Below are 15,164 nucleotides of genomic sequence, written 5' to 3' on the forward strand. Positions count from 1 at the left end.
GATCCTCGTGGCCGCCCTGGAGGTTCCGTGGTACAGGCGTACATCCTCATCCAGACCGAGGTGGGCAAGGCGTCGACGGTCGCCGACACCATCTCCAAGATCGCGGGAGTGATCCAGGCCGAGGACGTGACGGGCCCCTACGACGTGATCGTGCGCGCGCAGGCCGACACCGTAGACGAACTGGGCCGGATGGTGGTCGCCAAGGTTCAGCAAGTGGACGGCATCACCCGTACGCTCACCTGCCCCGTCGTGCACCTCTAGCCCCCGTCTACGCTTGGCCGGTGATGACTCACCGCCGGCTTCCGTTCCTGCCCCTCGCCGCCGTGCTGCTGGCCGCGGCGGGCTGTTCGTCCCCGGACGCCGCCGGACCGGTCGCCGTTCCCGCTCCCCCCGCCGAGGAGAAGACCCTGTGCCTGGCGCTGCACAGGGCGTTGCCGCAGGCGGTGGCCGGCGAGAGCCGCCGGGATCCCGCGCCGCGCTCCGAGCTGACCGCCGGGTGGGGAGACGCCGCGATCGTACTGCGCTGCGGCGTTCCCCGCCCCGCGGGGCTGGGGAGCACACAGGCGGACGGGGTGGAGGTGAACGGCGTCGGCTGGTTCTCCGAGGAACTGGAGGACGGTGTCAGGTTCACCACCACGTACCGCAGGACGTATGTCGAGGTGACGCTCTCGGACCGGTTCACGGACATGGGACCGCTGACGGAACTGGCGGAACCGGTCGCCAGGACCGTCCCGTCCCGCTTCGCCTCCACTGACTAGTGGCGCCCCGGGCAGGGTCTGCCCGTCAGTCGGCAGAGCCGCGCGGCGCTGAGCGGCGTCCGGCGCGGTGGGTCGCCGGGCGCGGGATCAGCCTCGTCACGGGCCGCCCCTCCCCCTCCGGAGCCCCGGAAGGCACGGCTGCCTTCACCCCCGGTGCGGGCCGGTCCCCGGCCAGGGGCCCCGGACGGGGTCTCCCCCGGCACCGGGCCGCGCCCGGTCGGCGGGAGCAGGAGGGCAGGCTCAGCGCAGTCCGGTGGAGCGCCGGAGCGACGCCTGGACCAGGCGGTCGACGAGTTCCGCGTAGTCGACCCCGGACTCCTGCCACATCCGCGGGTACATGGAGATGGGAGTGAAGCCCGGCATGGTGTTGATCTCGTTGATCACGAAATCGCCTGCCTCGGTGAGGAAGAAGTCCGCGCGGACCAGCCCCTCGCAGGACGCGGCCTCGAACGCCTCGACTGCCAGGCGCCGTACCTCGCCGGTCTGCTCCTCGGTGAGCGGCGCGGGCACCAGCCCGGTGGCCGAGTCGATGTACTTGGCCTCGAAGTCGTAGAAGTCGTGCGAGGAGACGGGCGGGATCTCGGCCGGCACACTGGCGCGGGGGCCGTCCTCGAACTCCAGCACCCCGCACTCGATCTCGCGGCCGCGCAGCTGCGCCTCGACGATGACCTTGGGGTCGTGCCGCCGGGCCTCCTGCACGGCCTCGTCCAGCCCGGCGAGGCCGTCGACCTTGGTGATGCCGATCGAGGAACCGGCGCGGGCGGGCTTCACGAACAGCGGCCAGCCGTGCTCGCCGGCGAAGTCCACGACCTTCTTGCGGGCGGCGGCCGGATCCCGCTCCCACTCACGGGGCCTGATCACCGTGTAGGGGCCGATCGGCAGCCCGAACGAGGCGAAGACGCGCTTCATGTACTCCTTGTCCTGGCCGACGGCCGAGGCGAGGACACCGGACCCCACGTACGGGACGCCGGCGAGTTCGAGCAGGCCCTGGAGCGTGCCGTCCTCGCCGTACGGGCCGTGCAGCACGGGGAAGACGACGTCGACCTCGCCGAGGGCCTTGGGGACGCAGCCCGGCTCGCTGTAGAAGACCTCGCGGTTGGCGGGGTCGACGGAGAGGACCACGCCGCCCTCGGCCGACTCGGCGAGGTCGGCGACGGACGGCAGCCGCCGGTCGTCGATGGTCATCCGGTCGGGTTCGTCGGCGGTGAGCGCCCAGCGGCCGTCCGCGGTGATGCCGATGGGCAGGACCTCGTACTTGGTGCGGTCGATGGCACGCATCACGGCGCCGGCCGTCACGACGGAGATCGCGTGCTCGGAGCTTCGGCCGCCGAAGACGACCGCGACGCGCGGCTTGCGGAGCGCCTCACCGCCGGTGGGAGCAGGGCGGGTGCTCTGGGACTGGTTCTCGCTCATATCGCGATGAGCGTACCCTGCGCCCCCGTCGGGTCGAAGGGGCGCGCGGCAGGCGAACGGAAGAGCGTGATCCGGCCGCCTTCCCCGGCGCTGCAGGGGGGTTGGCGCCAGGGCGTGTCACACGGGTCCCCCCGTACCGCGACGCCCGGCGCGCACTTCCCCCGTCGCCCTTCGGGCACGGCAGGTGCCCTCGTGCTGCGCGCTCGGAGCCATCCGGGCGCGTCCCCGCGAGGGCGGTCCTCCGCCCGGCGACCGCACGCACCGGATGCCGGGGCCCCGCCCTGCGGGCGCACGGAGCCGCTTTCGCCGCCCGCCCTCGTGCCGCTCCAGGCGACACCCGCCGCCGTCGCGACGCCCTGGCCGGCCCGGCCCGGCCCGGCGCGGCACCGGCGGCGCCGGCATCCGGCGCTCAGTGGCGCTCGGGCTTGGCGCTGCGGGACATCAGCTCCTCGAGCGCCACGACCGGCGGTTTGCCCTCGTGGACGATCGAGACGACCGTCTCGGTGATCGGCATGTCGACACCGTGCCGGCGGGCCAGGTCCAGGACGGACTCGCAGGACTTCACGCCCTCGGCCGTCTGCCTGGTCGCGGCGACGGTCTCCTGGAGCGTCATCCCGCGGCCGAGGTTGGTGCCGAAGGTGTGGTTCCTGGAGAGCGGCGATGAGCAGGTGGCCACGAGATCGCCGAGGCCGGCCAGGCCCGAGAACGTCATCGGGTCGGCTCCCATGGCGAGTCCGAGCCGGGTCGTCTCGGCCAGTCCCCGGGTGATGAGGGTGGCCTTGGAGTTGTCGCCGAGACCCATGCCGTCCGCGATGCCGACGGCCAGGCCGATCACGTTCTTGACCGCGCCGCCGAGTTCGCAGCCGACGACGTCGGTGTTGGTGTAGGCGCGGAAGTACGGGGTCATGCAGGCGGACTGGAGGCGCCGGGCGACATCCTCGTCGGCGCAGGCCACCACCGCGGCGGCGGGCTGGCGGGCGGCGATCTCCTTGGCCAGATTGGGCCCGGTGAGGACGGCCACCCTCCGTCTGACGTCGTCCGGGGTGCCCCCGGCGGATGCCTTGCCGACCACCTCCTCGACGACCTCGCTCATCCGCTTGGCTGTGCCGAGTTCGACCCCTTTCATCAGCGAGACCAGCACGGTGCCGGGGGCCATCAGCGGCGCCCACTCCGTGAGGTTGGCGCGCAGGGTCTGGGAGGGGACGACGAGGACGGTGAAGTCGGCGTCCCGGGCCGCCTCGGCGGGGTCGGTCGTGGCCCGGATCGCCTCGGGGAGCCGGACCCCCGGCAGGTAGTCGGGGTTGGTCCGGGTGCTGTTGACGGCATCGACGAGCCCGGCCCGGCGGCCCCACAGGGTCACCTCGCAGCCGGCGTCGGCCAGGACCATCGAGAAGGCCGTGCCCCAGGAGCCCGTGCCGAAGACGGCGGCTTTGGCGGAACGAGTCACGGTGTCCCCTCCCCGGCGGCGTCGCGCCGCTGATCGGCCCGCGCCCTGCGGTGGTCGTGCGGCATGGCCGGGGCCCGCTCACCGCGGATCTCCTCCAGCTGCGCCGTGATCGCGGCCATGATGGCCTCGGTGGCCTCGCGCAGGACGTCGGGGGTGGGCTCCATCCCGTGGAAGCGGGACAGGTCCACGGGCGGCCCCGCCTGCACGACCAGGGTCTTGCGGGGGAACAGCCGCAGCTTGTTCTCCCTGGCGTACGGCGGCATCGCCAGGTTGGCGCCCCACTGGGCGACGGGAACGACCGGGGCCTTGGTGAGGAGCGCGACGCGGGCGGCGCCGGTCTTGCCCGCCATCGGCCACATCCCGGGATCCCGGGTCAACGTGCCCTCCGGGTAGAACGCGACGCATTCGCCGCTCTCGATGGCCTCGACGGCGGCCCGGAAGGCGTCGAGGGCGTTCGTCGACTCCCGAAGGACGGGGATCTGGCCTGTCCGGCGGAGCATCATGCCGACGAAGGAGCTCTCGAAGAGTCCGGCCTTCGCCAGGAAGCGCGGGACGCGTCCGGTGTTGTACTGGTAGTGCGCGTAGGAAAGCGGGTCGAGGTAGGAGTTGTGATTGACCGCGGTGATGAATCCGCCGTCGGCCGGAATGTGCTCCATTCCCCGCCAGTCCCGCTTGAACAGAACCACCAGCGGCGGTTTCGCGATGACCGCTGCCAGGCGGTACCAGAAGCCGATTCTGCGGCGGGACACTCGGACACCTTCCTCTTCGGACCTGACTGCCGCCCGGCTGATGCCCGGCTGCTGGGGGCCAAGTGTCGCCCCAGGCCCCTGGTCTGTCGAGGACACCGTACGCCCCGCCTGTGACACCGGGCCGCCGGGCCGCCGCGACGGCGGGTGACAATGTGGCCGTGCACTGGTCACTGGTCGTCCCCCTGAAACCGCTGGCACTGGCCAAGAGCCGCCTGTCGCAGGCCGCGGGCGGCGCGCTGCGTCCGCGGTTGGCACTGGCCTTCGCACAGGACACGGTCTCCCGGGCGCTGTCCTGCCGTGCGGTGGGGGACGTGGTGGTGGTCACCGACGATCCGCTGGCGGCGGCCGAGCTGGCCGAGCTGGGCGCGCATACCGTCCCGGACCCGCCGGGCGCGGGACTCAACGCGGCACTGGCCCACGGGGCCGCCGAGGCGCGTGCGCGCCGGCCGGCCGCCGCGGTGGGGGCGCTCAACGCGGACCTGCCGGCCCTGCGCCCGGAGGAATTGGAGCGGGTCCTCGCCTCGGCCCTGCAATTCCCCAGGGCTTTCCTGGCGGACGCCGCCGGAATTGGCACGACATTCCTCTCGGCGGCGCCCGGCACCGAATTGCGTCCCGCATTCGGCGGGCCGTCGCGGCAGCGGCATTTGGCCTCGGGGGCCGTGGAAATCGAATTGGACGGGGTGGAGTCGGTGCGCCGCGACGTGGACACCGGGGAGGACCTGCGGGCCGCCCTCGCACTGGGAGTGGGTCCGCACACCGCCGCCCGGTGCGCGTCGGCACCGGCCGCCTGGTGCCGCTGACCGGGGGCCGCCGGCCCCCGGGAGGGCCCGGCTGCGCGGACCGCGCCAGGACCGCGCCGGGAACACCGCGGCACGCCCGCCGCCGGCGACGGATAGGCTCGGAGGCATGCAGGCGACCGCGTACACATACGACCCGGCGACCCGCAGCGGGAGTGTGCTGCTCGACGACGGGACCCCGGTGGACTTCGGCACCGCGGCGTTCGACGCCGGGGAGCTCCGGCTGCTGCGCCCCGGCCAGCGGGTGCGTATCGAGACCGAGGGCGAGGGCGACGCCCTCCGCATCACCCTGGTGACCCTGCAGACGCTGTGAACCGCCGGGCCCACACGGTCCGGCCGGTCCGGGCGATCCAGGACATGCCGCGGGCCGGGCTCCCCCGGGGGGAGTCCGGCCCGTCGCATGAGTGGCCCCGAACTGCCGCGCCGCCTACTTCTTGCGGGTGGCGGCCTTCTTGGCGGAGGTCTTGCGCGCGCCGGCCTTCTTCGCCGGCGCCTTCTTGGCCGTGGTCTTCTTGGCGGGGGCGGTCTTCTTCGCCGTGGTGGTCTTCTTGGCGGTGGTCTTCTTCGCCGTGGTGGTCTTCTTGGCGGTGGTCTTCTTCGCCGCCGCGGTGGTCTTCTTCGCCGTGGTCTTCTTCGCCGCGGCCTTCTTGCCGGCCGCCTTCTTGGCCGTCGCCTTCTTCGCGGCGGCCTTCTTGGCGGCCGCACCCATCTGAAGACTGCCCTTGGGGGCCTTCTTGACGGACACTTCGCCTCCCCTGGGGAGCTTCTTCGTGCCGCTCACCAGGTCCTTGAAGCCCTGGCCCGCGCGGAATCGCGGCACCGAGGTCTTCTTGACCCGTACGCGCTCGCCCGTCTGCGGGTTGCGGGCGTAGCGGGCCGGACGGTCGACCTTCTCGAACGAGCCGAAGCCGGTGACCGAAACCCGGTCGCCGCCGACAACCGCGCGGACGATCGCGTCGAGGACCGCGTCGACAGCGTCGGCGGCCTGCTGTCGACCGCCCATCTTGTCGGCAATCGCTTCTACGAGCTGCGCCTTGTTCACGTCTTCCCCTTCGGAGACATCGCCGGAACGAAACTGTTCAAGCTATTTCGCACGTTAGGCAGATATATACCGCAAATCAAACACGAAACGGGCTAATCACCCTAGTGCCGCAACGAAGTCGACCGTCGCGGCACGCGACCGCGCCGCATATCGGCCCGGCCGCCGGGCGGTCAGTCGCCTCGGGGGAATCGACCTTCATCGAGGTCCTTCATCAACCGGTCCAGGCGCCTTGCAGCGTCTGCGAGATCGTGCTTCGCCACGGCCGTCACCGCCAGCAGCTTCCGGGACAGCGCCATCCGCACGCCTTGTGGAACATGCAGTTCGCGCACCCTGGTGTGGGCTTCCTTCAGTCGGGCCGCGACCGCCTCGTAGAGCTCGAGTTGACTGTCGCGTTCCATGCACCGATTGTGCCATCTGGGGCGAGTTGTCGCCCCGGGGGGCCTCAACATACGACTGCGCCCCCCACCGGGCGGTGAGGGGCGCAGTACCGGGAAACCGCTGCTCAGACCTCGATCGTGCGGGGCTTGAAGGAGTGCCTGGAGGTTTCGTACGCGGTGATGTCCGCTTCGTTCTGAAGGGTGAGGCTGATGTCGTCGAGTCCGTTGAGCAGCCTCCACCGGGCATGCTCGTCGAGCTCGAAGGCGGCGACGACACCCTCGGCCCGGACCTCCCGGGCGGGCAGGTCCACGGTGATGCCGGCGCCGGGGTCGGCCTCGGTCAGCTCCCACAGCAGCTCCACCGTCTCCTGCGGGAGGACCACGGTCAGCAGGCCGTTCTTGAGGGAGTTGCCGCGGAAGATATCGGCGAAGCGGGAGGAGATCACGGCCTTGAAGCCGTAGTTCTGCAGGGCCCACACGGCGTGCTCCCGGGAGGAGCCGGTGCCGAAGTCGGGGCCGGCGACCAGGACGGTCGCGCCCTGCCGTTCGCGATGGTTGAGGACGAAGTCGTCGTCCCTGCGCCAGGCCTCGAACAGTCCGTCCTCGAACCCGTGGCGGGTGACCTTCTTCAGCCAGTGCGCGGGGATGATCTGGTCGGTGTCGACGTTGCTGCGGCGCAGCGGGACGGCCCGGCCGCTGTGGGTGGTGAAGGCTTCCATGGTGGTCAGACTCCGGCTGGTGCGGGCGTGGCGGACGCGTCGGTCAGATCGGCGGGAGAGGCGAGGCGGCCGAGGACCGCGGTGGCGGCGGCGACCTGCGGCGAGACCAGGTGGGTGCGGCCGCCCTTGCCCTGGCGCCCCTCGAAGTTGCGGTTGGATGTGGAGGCCGAGCGCTCCCCGGGGGCGAGCTGGTCGGGGTTCATGCCCAGGCACATCGAGCAGCCCGCGTGCCGCCACTCGGCGCCGGCCTGCTTGAAGACCTTGTCCAGGCCTTCCTCGACGGCCTGCAGCGCGACGCGCACCGAGCCGGGGACGACCAGCATCCGTACGCCGCCCGCGACTTTGCGGCCGCCGAGGACGTCCGCCGCGGCACGCAGGTCCTCGATGCGGCCGTTGGTGCAGGAGCCTACGAAGACGGTGTCGACCCGGATGTCGCGCAGCGGCTGCCCGGCGGTCAACCCCATGTACTCCAGGGCCCTTTCGGCGGCGTGGCGCTCCGATGCGTCCTCGTACGATGCCGGATCGGGGACGCTCGCGGACAGCGGTGCGCCCTGGCCGGGGTTGGTGCCCCAGGTGACGAAGGGGGACAGGGCGGCGGCGTCGATGAACACCTCGGCGTCGAAGACGGCGTCGTCGTCGGAGCGCAGGGTCCTCCAGTAGGCGACCGCGGCGTCCCACTCCTCGCCCTCGGGTGCGTGGTCGCGCCCCTCCAGGTAGTCGAACGTGGTCTGGTCGGGGGCGATCATGCCCGCGCGGGCGCCGGCCTCGATCGACATGTTGCAGATGGTCATGCGGGCCTCCATCGAGAGCTTCTCGATGGCGGAGCCGCGGTACTCCAGGACGTAGCCCTGGCCGCCGCCGGTGCCGATCCTGGCGATGATGGCCAGGATCAGGTCCTTGGCGGTGACTCCGTCGGGCAGCTCCCCCTCGACGGTGATCGCCATCGTCCTCGGGCGCGTCATGGGCAGGGTCTGGGTGGCCAGGACATGCTCGACCTGCGAGGTTCCGATACCGAACGCCAACGCGCCGAAGGCTCCGTGGGTGGAGGTGTGGGAGTCGCCGCAGACCACGGTGGCACCCGGCTGGGTCAGCCCCAGCTGCGGCCCCACCACGTGCACCACCCCCTGCTCGACGTCGCCCAGCGGGTGCAGCCGCACCCCGAACTCCGCGCAGTTCTTGCGCAGGGTCTCCAGCTGGGCCCGGGACACCGGGTCCGCGATGGGCTTGTCGATGTCCAGCGTCGGGGTGTTGTGGTCCTCGGTCGCGATGGTGAGGTCGAGCCTGCGCACCCGTCGGCCGTTCTCGCGGAGGCCGTCGAACGCCTGCGGGCTCGTCACCTCGTGCAGGAGGTGGAGATCGATGAAGAGAAGGTCCGGCTCTCCCTCGGCGCGCCGGACGACATGGTCGTCCCAGACCTTCTCCGCCAGTGTCCTGCCCATCGCTTTCCCTCCGGCCCGGCAGCGTCGCCGGGCACCAACTAGAGATCCATTGCACCTCCGTCCGCACGCCGGGCCGGGCGGAGAGCGCGGGCCCTTGTGCGGGCACACCTCCAGAGTGGCAACTTCTCGGAGAATGTGAACTTGCGTTTCACAGAGTGAGACGCGAATATCGTTGCATGGACAACTCTAGCGGTGTCGGCGTTCTCGACAAGGCAGCTCTGGTACTGAGCGCCCTGGAGTCCGGTCCGGCCACCCTCGCCGGGCTGGTCGCGGCGACCGGGCTCGCACGACCCACGGCACATCGCCTCGCCGTGGCTCTGGAGCACCACCGGCTGGTGGCGAGGGACATACAGGGCAGGTTCATCCTCGGCCCGCGGCTGGCGGAGCTCGCCGCAGCGGCGGGCGAGGACCGGCTGCTGGCCACGGCGGGCCCGGTGCTGACGCATCTGCGCGACATGACCGGCGAGAGCGCGCAGCTCTACCGGCGGCAGGGAGACATGCGCATCTGCGTGGCGGCCGCCGAGCGGCTGTCCGGACTGCGGGACACGGTACCCGTCGGTTCCACGCTCACGATGAAGGCGGGCTCCTCGGCCCAGATCCTGATGGCGTGGGAGGAGCCGGAGCGGCTGCACCGGGGCCTGCAGGGGGCCCGCTTCACGGCGACGGCGCTGTCCGGCGTACGGCGCCGGGGCTGGGCGCAGTCGATCGGCGAGCGCGAGCCGGGCGTCGCCTCCGTCTCGGCGCCGGTGCGCGGCCCCTCCCACCGCGTCGTCGCCGCCGTCTCGGTCTCCGGACCGATCGAGCGCCTCACCCGTCACCCCGGCCGGATGCACGCGCAGGCCGTGATCGACGCGGCGGCGCGCCTCTCCGACGCCCTGCGCCGCTCCGGCTGACGCCTCCGCCGGCCGGGACACCGCCCCGGCGGCGCCCCCCTGCCACGGCGGGCGCGTCCGCCATCCGCCGGGGGCACGGCGGGCGCGCAGGCGGTGAGCCCAGTCGGCGGGCACAGGCGGCGGGCACAGGCGGCGGGCACAGGCGGAGTCGCCCTCCGTACGCGAAGGGACCGCACCCCGCAGCGCCGCCGGGCACGCGTCCGGGAGACGCGCGATCACGCGGAACGCAGCCGGTCCGCGGCCCGGTCGCCGCGGCGGGCGACGGGAACGACCCCGGTCGCCGCCGCCAGGCCGTACGCGGGCATGTTCACGTAGACGTTCTCGTACGAGCCCGCCGGCACGATGTAGGTCTCGTGCCAGAAGCCGACCCGGCCCCTGCCCTCGCGCATCCGCCTGTTGAACGCCGCCCAGGCCGGGCGGTGCCCCTTGCCCGGGTCCTCCGCGTAGGCGAAGAGCTTCTCCGCGCTGTCCCAGTACTGGACGACGACGAGGAGGCGCGGACCGCCCAGCAGCAGCCGGTAACCGAGCAGCCCGACGCCCTCGTCCCGCGACAACTCCTTGAGCATCCGCGACATGGCCCGGAACACCGGCCACCAACTCCGCACCGCACAGTAGCTGTTGATACGCATCCCGATGAGGAAGACGGTCACGTCGCCCTGCGCATCGGCGGTCATACGGCCGTTGATCGGAGTGCTGCCCATCGCTGTTTCCCCTTGAAGTCGCCTTGGATAGTCCTGCTATCCATGATTGGATACTAGGACTATCCAAGAAGGGGCGCAAGTGTATGAGACTCGCCGAACTCAGCGAACGCAGCGGGGTGCCGATACCGACGATCAAGTACTACCTGCGTGAGCGGCTGCTGCCACCGGGCCGGCGGATCAACGCCAGGCAGTCCGAGTACGACGAGGGGCATCTGCGCCGGCTCCGCCTGGTGCGTGCGCTGATCCAGGTCGGCCGGATGCCGGTGGCGACGGCGCGCGAGGTGCTGGCGGCCGTCGCCGACGGCGACCTCGGTCCCCACAGCCGACTCGGCGCGGCCGTCTGGGCCATCCCGGACGGCCCGGAGTCCGGCGAGGACGACCCGGCGGCGGAAACGGCACGCCGTGCGGCGGACGATCTGCTGGAGCAGCTGGGCTGGACCTTCGGGCGGGAGGCGGGCGCCCGGTCACCCGCCTACCGGATGATGGTCTCCGGGATCGCCACGATGGTGCGCCTCGGATACCCCTGCGACGTCGGACAGCTGCTGCCGTACGGCCGGAGCGCGGCCGAACTGGCCGTCACGGACCTGGACTTGGTGGAACGGTACGAGCCCGGGGAGGGGCAGGTGGAGGCGGCGGTGGCCCTGACGGTGCTCTACGAGCCGGTGCTGCTCGGGCTGCGCAGACTGGCCCAGGCCGAGGAGTCGAACCGGCGCTTCGGCTGAGCGGGGAAGGCCCCGCCGAGCGGATCGCGGAAGAGGCCCTCCCGGCGGGGAGGGCCTCTTCTGCAATGTACCCCCGACCGGATTCGAACCGGCGCTACCGCCTTGAGAGGGCGGCGTGCTAGGCCGCTACACAACGGGGGCGAGATCTTGATCCATCAGGTGGGATCAGCTGGCCTACCTGGACTCGAACCAAGACTAACTGAACCAGAATCAGTCGTGCTGCCAATTACACCATAGGCCACTGGTGGTTGAGACCAGTTGGTACCCCCGACCGGATTCGAACCGGCGCTACCGCCTTGAGAGGGCGGCGTGCTAGGCCGCTACACAACGGGGGCCTGGACGATCCCCATCCGGCCGGAACCGGATGTTTTCTCACTGCGGGACCACTGGGAGCGACCCTGGTGACCACGCGGAAAGGATCTGTACCCCCGACCGGATTCGAACCGGCGCTACCGCCTTGAGAGGGCGGCGTGCTAGGCCGCTACACAACGGGGGCTTTGCAGATAAGCTCTGCGAGCTGGCCTACCTGGACTCGAACCAAGACTAACTGAACCAGAATCAGTCGTGCTGCCAATTACACCATAGGCCACCAAAACTCAACCCCCCTGAAGGGGTTTCGCTCAGGTTGTGCGCTTCCGGTTCCGGCCTTTCGGCCTGATCCCCTCGGCGCAGGAAGAACATTACCCGAAGGAGGACGGCGCTCCAAAACGGGTATCCCCCCGCACCAGGGCGGGCAGCTCGCCGAGACCGGTGATCCTGGTCAGCTCCGGCCGGCCGGCCACCCCGGCGCGGTCCAGCCAGATGCCGGTCAGACCGGCGTCCGCGGCTCCCCGGGCATCGATGTCCGGGTGGTCGCCGACGTATGCCACCTGCTCCGGCGGCAGCCCCAGTGCGTCGCACGCGGCGTGGAAGGCGGCGGCCCGGGGTTTGGCGACGCCCAGGTCCTCGGCGCAGACGACCGCCTCGAAGCGGTCGCGCACACCCAGCACGGTCAGCTTGCGGTGCTGGTTGCGGAGGGAGGAGTTCGACAGCACCGCGTGCCGGAAGCCGTCCGCCAGCCGGTCCAGCGCAGGCACGGCGTCGGGGAACAGCCGCCAGGCGGCCTCGTAGTGGGTGACGTAGCGGGCGAACCACTCGTCCGCACGGGCGTCGCCCATGGCCGGCATCCCGAGGAAGTCCCGGATCCGGTCGCGCCGCTGGGCCTCGAAGTCCACCCCGCCGGCCTCGAAGCGCAGCCAGTGGACTCGGGTGAGCTCCTTCCAGCGCACCAGGGCCTGGTCGACGGACGCGTAGGCGTCGGCCAGGCCTTCGTCCCTGAGGTGCCGTGCCATGCCCGCGCGGTCGGCTCCGGTGTAGTCGAAGATCGTGTCGTCGATGTCCCACAGGACTGCCCGGATTCGCATGCTCCGAGGCTACGCCGACGCAGAGGCTTCACGGCCGGGGAGGCTTCACGGCCGGGCGGGCTGCACCGGAGAGCAGGCGCAGAGCCCGGCGGGCGGGGCGCTTCCCACCGGGCATCGGCCCGCCGGCGCACGGCGGGGCTTCACGGCCGGGCGGGCTGCACCGGAGAGCAGGCGCAGAGCCCGGCGGGCGGAGCGGGGATCCGGTTCCCCGGCCGGAGGCACGCCCGCGTCGCCGTCGGGCGGGAGCGCGGCGGCAGGCCGGAGCCGGGGCGCCCGCTCCGGGCTGCCGCCGGGAGGGCGGCGGCGGGTGGCCGCGCCGGGTGACCGCCGCCGGGTATGCGCGGTGACGGGCTACGCCCCGAGCTTCTCCAGCGCCGCGTCGATCCGCGCCAGCGACTTCTCCCGGCCCAGGATCTGCAGCGACTCGAAGAGCGGCAGGCCCACGGTGCGGCCGGTGACCGCGACCCTTACGGGGGCCTGGGCCTTGCCGAGCTTGAGGCCGTGCTCCTCGCCCGCGGCCAGGACCGCCTCCTTCAGTGCCTCCGGGCTTGCCCAGTCGGCGGCCGCGAGCGTGCCGCGGGCCGTGCGCAGCAGGGCGCCGGACCCCTCCTTCATCGCCTTCTGCCAGGATGCCTCGTCCTCGGCAGGCTCCTTGCGGAAGAGGAAGTCGACGTTGGCGGTGATGTCGGAGAGGACCGTGAGCCGGGTCTGCGCGTAGGGGGCGACGGCCTCCCACGCCGACCGGTCGAAGTCCTCGGGCTCCCAGTTCGCGTGCGGGGCCCGCAGCCATGGCTCGCAGGCCTCGGCGAAGGCCTTCACGTCCAGCCGGCGGATGTGGTCGGCGTTGATGGCCTCGGCCTTTTTGAGGTCGAAGCGGGCCGGGTTGGCGTTGACGTCCGCGATGTCGAACCTCCCGACCATCTCGGCGACGGAGAACACGTCCTGGTCCGCGGAGAAGGACCAGCCGAGCAGGGAGAGGTAGTTGAGCAGGCCCTCCGGCAGGAAGCCGCGCTCCCGGTAGAGGTTGAGGGACGACTGCGGGTCGCGCTTGGAGAGCTTCTTGTTGCCCTCGCCCATGACGTACGGCAGGTGCCCGAAGGCGGGGATCCGGTGGGCGACGCCGAGTTCGATCAGCGCCCCGTAGAGCGCGATCTGGCGCGGGGTGGAGGAGAGCAGGTCCTCGCCGCGCAGTACGTGGGTGATGTCCATCAGCGCGTCGTCGACCGGGTTGACCAGGGTGTAGAGGGGCGCCCCGTTGGCCCGGACGATGCCGTAGTCCGGCACGTTGTCCGGGGTGAAGGTGAGTTCGCCGCGGACCAGGTCGGTGAAGGTGATCGGCTCGTCGGGCATCCGGAACCTGATGACCGGCTCCCGGCCCTCGCGCTCGTAGGCGGCCTTGCGCTCGCCGGGCAGGTCGCGGCAGTGGCCGTCGTAGCCGGAGGGCCGGCCGGCGGCGCGGGCGGCCTCGCGGCGCTCGTCGAGCTCGGTGACGGTGCAGTAGCAGGGGTAGGCGTAGCCGCCGGCCAGCAGCTTCCCCGCGATGTCCCGGTAGAGGTCCATGCGCTGCGACTGGCGGTAGGGCCCGTGCGGCCCGCCGACCCCGGGGCCCTCGTCCCAGTCGAGCCCCAGCCAGCGCAGTGAGTCGAGGAGCTGGTCGTACGACTCCTCGGAGTCGCGTGCCGCGTCCGTGTCCTCGATACGGAAGACCATGGTGCCCTGGTTGTGCCGGGCGAAGGCCCAGTTGAACAGGGCGGTGCGGACCAGACCCACATGGGGGTTGCCGGTCGGCGAGGGACAGAACCGTACGCGGGGGGGTGCCCCCTGCCCGAGCGGAGCCGAGAGCAGGGGGGAGGGTCCGTTAGCCACGCTTGATCACCTTGTTGGTGAGAGTGCCGATGCCTTCGATGGTGACGGCGACCTCGTCGCCGACGTTGAGGGGGCCGACCCCGGCCGGGGTACCGGTGAGGATGACGTCTCCGGGCAGCAGCGTCATGGCCTCGGTGATGTGGACGACCAGGTCCTCGACGGAGCGGACCATGTCGCTGGTGCGCCCCAGCTGGCGCTGCTCGCCGTTGACCGTGCACTGGATGGCGAGGTCGCCGGCGCGGGCCAGGTCGATGCCGGTCTCCACCCAGGGGCCGAGCGGGCAGGACGTGTCGAAGCCCTTGGCCCGGGCCCACTGCTGCTCGCGCCGCTGGGCGTCGCGGGCGGTGACGTCGTTGGCGCAGGTGTAACCGAGGACGACGTCCTTGACCCGGTCGCGGGGGACGTCGCGGCACAGCCGGCCGATCACGACGGCGAGTTCGGCCTCGTGGTGGACCTCGCCGGAGAACGACGGGTACTCGATCGCGTCACCGGTGCCGATCACCGAGGTGGTGGGCTTGAGGAAGGCGACCGGCACCTCGGGGACCTCGTTGCCGAGTTCCGCTGCGTGCTCCGCGTAGTTGCGGCCGATGGCCACCACCTTGTTCGGGAGGACGGGCGGCAGCAGCCTGACCTTGTCCAGCGGGATCTTCGTGCCCGAGAGCTCGAAGTCGCCGTAGGGGATGCCCTTGATGACGTCGAGGACGAGGCCGGCCGGATCGCCGGTCCCCTCGCCCTCGACCGCGCCGAAGGCGACATTGCCGTCGATGGAGAATCTGGCGATCCGCACGGGTGCCTCGCGCCCCTCTGTTTCTGCTGGCCGGAGTCTGACGCTCCAGGC

17 protein-coding genes and 5 tRNA genes are annotated in these 15,164 nt (G+C 71.6%); 6 read left to right on the forward strand and 16 right to left on the reverse strand.

Annotated elements, in window-relative coordinates; translation table 11 throughout:
* Nucleotides 1-27: 27 nt before the first annotated feature.
* Together SCWH03_RS08285 and SCWH03_RS08290 are read left to right on the forward strand one after the other, a co-directional pair.
* A complete protein-coding gene (locus SCWH03_RS08285) occupies nucleotides 28-261 on the forward strand; it encodes an Lrp/AsnC ligand binding domain-containing protein (RefSeq protein WP_173263517.1) in 234 nt (77 codons plus the stop codon).
* A 23-nt stretch (nucleotides 262-284) separates the two neighbouring features.
* The gene (locus tag SCWH03_RS08290) at nucleotides 285-758 is read left to right on the forward strand and encodes a DUF3515 domain-containing protein (protein ID WP_173263766.1); all 474 of its coding nucleotides are present in this window, start codon (nucleotides 285-287) and stop codon (nucleotides 756-758) included.
* 240 nt (nucleotides 759-998) lie between these two features.
* Here SCWH03_RS08290 and SCWH03_RS08295 read toward each other — a convergent pair whose 3' ends face one another.
* The 3 genes from SCWH03_RS08295 to SCWH03_RS08305 form a co-directional block, all read right to left on the reverse strand.
* On the reverse strand, nucleotides 999-2,171 hold the full coding sequence (locus SCWH03_RS08295; RefSeq protein ID WP_173263518.1) for a D-alanine--D-alanine ligase family protein: 1,173 nt from the start codon (nucleotides 2,169-2,171) through the stop codon (nucleotides 999-1,001).
* 409 nt (nucleotides 2,172-2,580) lie between these two features.
* On the reverse strand, nucleotides 2,581-3,618 hold the full coding sequence (locus tag SCWH03_RS08300) for an NAD(P)H-dependent glycerol-3-phosphate dehydrogenase (protein ID WP_173263519.1): 1,038 nt from the start codon (nucleotides 3,616-3,618) through the stop codon (nucleotides 2,581-2,583).
* Entirely contained in the window at nucleotides 3,615-4,367 is a 753-nt protein-coding gene (locus SCWH03_RS08305; RefSeq protein ID WP_173263520.1) for a lysophospholipid acyltransferase family protein, read from the reverse strand. The genes SCWH03_RS08300 and SCWH03_RS08305 overlap by 4 nt, the downstream gene beginning before the upstream one ends.
* 110 nt (nucleotides 4,368-4,477) lie before the next feature.
* Here SCWH03_RS08305 and cofC point away from each other — a divergent pair, with 110 nt between their 5' ends.
* Together cofC and SCWH03_RS08315 are read left to right on the forward strand one after the other, a co-directional pair.
* Nucleotides 4,478-5,167, forward strand: coding sequence for a 2-phospho-L-lactate guanylyltransferase (gene cofC / locus SCWH03_RS08310; RefSeq protein ID WP_216854723.1), 690 nt, complete (start codon nucleotides 4,478-4,480; stop codon nucleotides 5,165-5,167).
* Between the two features lie 106 nt (nucleotides 5,168-5,273).
* Nucleotides 5,274-5,477, forward strand: coding sequence for a hypothetical protein (locus SCWH03_RS08315; RefSeq protein ID WP_173263522.1), 204 nt, complete (start codon nucleotides 5,274-5,276; stop codon nucleotides 5,475-5,477).
* Between the two features lie 114 nt (nucleotides 5,478-5,591).
* Here SCWH03_RS08315 and SCWH03_RS08320 read toward each other — a convergent pair whose 3' ends face one another.
* From SCWH03_RS08320 to leuC, 4 genes are all read right to left on the reverse strand, one after another.
* Entirely contained in the window at nucleotides 5,592-6,206 is a 615-nt protein-coding gene (locus tag SCWH03_RS08320) for an HU family DNA-binding protein (RefSeq protein WP_173263523.1), read from the reverse strand.
* Between the two features lie 170 nt (nucleotides 6,207-6,376).
* Nucleotides 6,377-6,604, reverse strand: coding sequence for an SCO5555 family protein (locus SCWH03_RS08325; RefSeq protein ID WP_173263524.1), 228 nt, complete (start codon nucleotides 6,602-6,604; stop codon nucleotides 6,377-6,379).
* A 104-nt stretch (nucleotides 6,605-6,708) separates the two neighbouring features.
* A complete protein-coding gene (gene leuD / locus SCWH03_RS08330; protein WP_173263525.1) occupies nucleotides 6,709-7,302 on the reverse strand; it encodes a 3-isopropylmalate dehydratase small subunit in 594 nt (197 codons plus the stop codon).
* Between the two features lie 5 nt (nucleotides 7,303-7,307).
* Nucleotides 7,308-8,741, reverse strand: coding sequence for a 3-isopropylmalate dehydratase large subunit (gene leuC / locus SCWH03_RS08335; protein WP_173263526.1), 1,434 nt, complete (start codon nucleotides 8,739-8,741; stop codon nucleotides 7,308-7,310).
* A gap of 176 nt (nucleotides 8,742-8,917) precedes the next feature.
* On the opposite strand from leuC, the gene ndgR reads away from it, so the two are divergent.
* The gene (gene ndgR / locus SCWH03_RS08340) at nucleotides 8,918-9,634 is read left to right on the forward strand and encodes an IclR family transcriptional regulator NdgR (protein WP_173263527.1); all 717 of its coding nucleotides are present in this window, start codon (nucleotides 8,918-8,920) and stop codon (nucleotides 9,632-9,634) included.
* 215 nt (nucleotides 9,635-9,849) lie between these two features.
* Here the strand turns inward: ndgR and SCWH03_RS08345 are convergent, their stop codons facing one another.
* Entirely contained in the window at nucleotides 9,850-10,335 is a 486-nt protein-coding gene (locus SCWH03_RS08345; RefSeq protein WP_254076626.1) for a DUF4188 domain-containing protein, read from the reverse strand.
* 83 nt (nucleotides 10,336-10,418) lie between these two features.
* On the opposite strand from SCWH03_RS08345, the gene SCWH03_RS08350 reads away from it, so the two are divergent.
* The gene (locus SCWH03_RS08350; RefSeq protein ID WP_173263528.1) at nucleotides 10,419-11,057 is read left to right on the forward strand and encodes a MerR family transcriptional regulator; all 639 of its coding nucleotides are present in this window, start codon (nucleotides 10,419-10,421) and stop codon (nucleotides 11,055-11,057) included.
* Nucleotides 11,058-11,125: 68 nt separating this feature from the next.
* On the opposite strand, the gene SCWH03_RS08355 is transcribed toward SCWH03_RS08350, so the two are convergent.
* The 8 genes from SCWH03_RS08355 to SCWH03_RS08390 form a co-directional block, all read right to left on the reverse strand.
* Nucleotides 11,126-11,198 (reverse strand) — tRNA-Glu (locus SCWH03_RS08355).
* Between the two features lie 28 nt (nucleotides 11,199-11,226).
* A tRNA-Gln gene (locus SCWH03_RS08360) sits at nucleotides 11,227-11,298 on the reverse strand.
* An 18-nt stretch (nucleotides 11,299-11,316) separates the two neighbouring features.
* Nucleotides 11,317-11,392 (reverse strand) — tRNA-Glu (locus SCWH03_RS08365).
* Nucleotides 11,393-11,480: 88 nt separating this feature from the next.
* Nucleotides 11,481-11,553 (reverse strand) — tRNA-Glu (locus SCWH03_RS08370).
* A gap of 21 nt (nucleotides 11,554-11,574) precedes the next feature.
* A tRNA-Gln gene (locus SCWH03_RS08375) sits at nucleotides 11,575-11,646 on the reverse strand.
* 91 nt (nucleotides 11,647-11,737) lie between these two features.
* A complete protein-coding gene (locus SCWH03_RS08380; protein ID WP_173263529.1) occupies nucleotides 11,738-12,460 on the reverse strand; it encodes an HAD family hydrolase in 723 nt (240 codons plus the stop codon).
* Nucleotides 12,461-12,811: 351 nt separating this feature from the next.
* Nucleotides 12,812-14,326, reverse strand: a complete 1,515-nt coding sequence (gene gltX, locus SCWH03_RS08385; RefSeq protein WP_173263530.1) for a glutamate--tRNA ligase — start codon at nucleotides 14,324-14,326, stop codon at nucleotides 12,812-12,814.
* Entirely contained in the window at nucleotides 14,319-15,113 is a 795-nt protein-coding gene (locus SCWH03_RS08390) for a fumarylacetoacetate hydrolase family protein (protein ID WP_173263531.1), read from the reverse strand. The genes gltX and SCWH03_RS08390 overlap by 8 nt, the downstream gene beginning before the upstream one ends.
* Nucleotides 15,114-15,164 lie beyond the last annotated feature (51 nt).

Origin of the sequence: Streptomyces pacificus (assembly GCF_011766325.1) — a bacterium.
GTDB lineage: Bacteria > Actinomycetota > Actinomycetes > Streptomycetales > Streptomycetaceae > Streptomyces > Streptomyces pacificus.

Coding starts and splice junctions, on each gene's coding strand:
- ndgR (WP_173263527.1), top strand. CDS start 8,918: ATGGACAACTCTAGCGGTGTCGGCGTTCTCGACAAGGCAGCTCTGGTA.
- leuC (WP_173263526.1), bottom strand. CDS start 8,741: ATGGGCAGGACACTGGCGGAGAAGGTCTGGGACGACCATGTCGTCCGG.
- SCWH03_RS08345 (WP_254076626.1), bottom strand. CDS start 10,335: ATGGGCAGCACTCCGATCAACGGCCGTATGACCGCCGATGCGCAGGGC.
- SCWH03_RS08290 (WP_173263766.1), top strand. CDS start 285: ATGACTCACCGCCGGCTTCCGTTCCTGCCCCTCGCCGCCGTGCTGCTG.
- SCWH03_RS08350 (WP_173263528.1), top strand. CDS start 10,419: ATGAGACTCGCCGAACTCAGCGAACGCAGCGGGGTGCCGATACCGACG.
- SCWH03_RS08315 (WP_173263522.1), top strand. CDS start 5,274: ATGCAGGCGACCGCGTACACATACGACCCGGCGACCCGCAGCGGGAGT.
- leuD (WP_173263525.1), bottom strand. CDS start 7,302: ATGGAAGCCTTCACCACCCACAGCGGCCGGGCCGTCCCGCTGCGCCGC.
- SCWH03_RS08295 (WP_173263518.1), bottom strand. CDS start 2,171: ATGAGCGAGAACCAGTCCCAGAGCACCCGCCCTGCTCCCACCGGCGGT.
- SCWH03_RS08325 (WP_173263524.1), bottom strand. CDS start 6,604: ATGGAACGCGACAGTCAACTCGAGCTCTACGAGGCGGTCGCGGCCCGA.
- SCWH03_RS08380 (WP_173263529.1), bottom strand. CDS start 12,460: ATGCGAATCCGGGCAGTCCTGTGGGACATCGACGACACGATCTTCGAC.